Below are 2,452 nucleotides of genomic sequence, written 5' to 3' on the forward strand. Positions count from 1 at the left end.
GAGAGTCATGAGGAATTCGTCCGGAAGGTGACTGCTGGCACGGGGGTTGAAGAACAAACCCCCAGTGATTACGCGGTCCCACCGCTCCGGAGGACACGTCCTTGAGTACTGACAAGCAGGCCCCCCGCATTCTGGCCCGCACCTTTTTCACGCAACTGCGCGCCAGCGGCTACACCCCCACCCAGATCATCGGAATCGCCACCGAGCTGTTGGACCTCGTGACCGAGGACATCAAGGGCGCGGACAAGAGTGTCGTCCCCCCGACGCCCGACAGCCAGGCGGACTTCCGACGGGAGGCCTGAGTCGGTACAATGGCGTCGTCCCTAGCGGGCGACCGAGTTCCGGGCAGGTCCCGGGGCTCGAGCCCCCTAGGTGGCAACCAGACCGGCCGAGCGCCGGTCTTTTTGTTTCCAGGCCCTGTTACCGCTGGGACTCGCGGCGGCGCTGGCGGGCAGCCGCCCCGGCGACGAGGAGCAGGCCCGCGTTCATGGCGGTGAAGACGGAGCTGGCGCTCTGGAGGGCGAGCATCCCGAGCAGGAGGGCGCCCATCATGAAGGCCACCCCATCCACCCAGACGGGGCGGGGATGCGGAAGCACGAGGCCCGTGATGCACAGGGCGAGCGGCACCCCGAGGAGGACCTGTCGGGCGATCTGAGGCCCGCTGGTGACGACGGTCTCCCAATTGTGGACGAGGATGGCGGAGAAGATGACGACGGTGCCCAGGGCGAGCACCAGTACGCCCGCGGCGGCCGCGTCCTTGGTGAGGCGGGCCTTCTCGTCGAAGTGCCGGGTGGCGAGGTCCACCAGGTGCTCGAGCGCGCTGTTGAGGATCTCCGCGAAGAAGATGAGGAGGACGCAGAAGATGAGCGTCACCTTCTCCGCGAGCCCGAGCGGGATGCCGCTGCCCACCAGGCCCACGAGCAACGCGGAGACCAGGTGGACGCGCATGTTGCGCTGATGGACGACGGTATGGATGAGCCCGTTCCACGCGTGGAGGAAGGAGGCGAGCATCCCGGAGCCCCCGCGAGACGGATAAGAAGGCGGCTTGGGCTCGGGAGGAGGCAAAGGTGAGAGGGCTGGTGAGCTCATCACGGACAGGTTAGCGGGAGAGCAGGCGGGCACCCACGGTTCGATTGCTGTGTCCTCGCGCCGGGCCGTAACGTCCGACCCCCCATGGCCCTTCCTGCACACGTGCACACCATCGCCTGGGTGCTGGTCTCGCTGCTCCGCCTGCCGGGCACGGCCCACGCTCAAGACGATGTCTCCTCCTCTTCGTATGACTGTGGCCTGGAGCCCCCGGGCGCCAGCTACGTGCCGCTCTCCGGCCCGAGGCCCCACGAGACGCGTTGGCTGCCCTCGGAGCCTCCCCTGGTGCGTCGTGAGGACGTGTCGGGAGTGCGGGCGCTCTCCGGCCTGCCCCAGACGCGCGGTCGCGCCGGAGCCCTGTCGGGCAAGACGCTCTACTTGAGCCCGGGGCACGGCTTCTACCGCAGCTCGCCCCTGGGGCGGTGGGCCACCCAGCGCGGCAACACGAACGACGTCGTCGAGGACCTGGTCTCCATCGAGACGCTCAACCAGTACCTGCTGCCGATGCTGATGGGAGCCGGCGCGACGGTGATTCCCGTGCGCGAGTCGGACCTCAACCCGCACATGGCCCTCGTCGACAATGGGGCGGCGGGCTATTCGGAGGAGGGAGCCGCGGAACTCTTCTCCACTTCCAGCCCTGGCTGGGGCTCGCCGCCGATGCCCATGCGGAATGCGGTGGAGCCCTTCAAGCTCGGAGACAGTCGGCTGATGACCGCCTCGCCCACGGCGACGGCGCGGGCCACCTGGGCGCCCTCGATTCCGGCCGACGGCTACTACCACGTGTATGTCTCCTATGGCTCGGATCCGGGCCGCGTCACGGATGCGCACTATGTGGTGCGGCACGCGGGGGGCGAGAGCCACTTCCGGGTGAACCAGCGCCGTCACGGCGGGACGTGGGTGCTGCTGGGCCGCTTCTACTTCCGGGAGGGCCCACACCCGGAGACGGCCTCGGTGGTCATGCTCAACGACTCGGCGATGGAGGGCAGCGTGTCCCTGGACGCGGTGCGCTTCGGGGGTGGCAGCGGCGATATTGGTGACTCGACGCTCGGGCCCCTATCGCGTCCCCGCTTCGAGGAGTGCGCGCGCTACCACACCCAGTTCAGCGGCGCGCCGCCGTCGGTATTCGCTCCCTCGGGCATCAACGCGCTCTCCAATGAGCGCAACGACGACGTCTCCTCGCGCCCGCGCTTCGCGGCCTGGCTGCACGAGGAGGGGGAGGATGCCGTCTACGTTGCCTGGCACACCAACGCCTCCGGGCTCTCGACGCCGGATGACCGGTTCCGTGGCACCGAGGTGTACGTCTATGGACCCAATCCGGTGGACGGCACGCTGAACTTCACGGGCGTGCCGGGCAGCGACGTGCTCG

General features: G+C 68.7%; 2 protein-coding genes and 1 pseudogene. 2 read left to right on the forward strand and 1 reads right to left on the reverse strand.

Annotated elements, in window-relative coordinates; all coding sequences use genetic code 11:
• The first annotated feature begins 101 nt into the window (after positions 1-101).
• A complete protein-coding gene (locus VF794_RS16200) occupies positions 102-302 on the forward strand; it encodes a hypothetical protein (protein WP_331111380.1) in 201 nt (66 codons plus the stop codon).
• Between the two features lie 118 nt (positions 303-420).
• On the opposite strand, the gene VF794_RS16205 is transcribed toward VF794_RS16200, so the two are convergent.
• Positions 421-1,089, reverse strand: a complete 669-nt coding sequence (locus tag VF794_RS16205; protein WP_331111382.1) for a diacylglycerol kinase family protein — start codon at positions 1,087-1,089, stop codon at positions 421-423.
• A gap of 84 nt (positions 1,090-1,173) precedes the next feature.
• On the opposite strand from VF794_RS16205, the pseudogene VF794_RS16210 reads away from it, so the two are divergent.
• A pseudogene (locus VF794_RS16210) lies at positions 1,174-2,452 on the forward strand (N-acetylmuramoyl-L-alanine amidase); the annotation flags it as partial.

Source organism: Archangium sp. (assembly GCF_036389735.1).
GTDB lineage: Bacteria > Myxococcota > Myxococcia > Myxococcales > Myxococcaceae > Archangium.

Bases quoted from the DNA above. Each gene is read 5' to 3' on its own strand.
- VF794_RS16205 (WP_331111382.1), bottom strand. From the start codon at position 1,089: ATGAGCTCACCAGCCCTCTCACCTTTGCCTCCTCCCGAGCCCAAGCCG.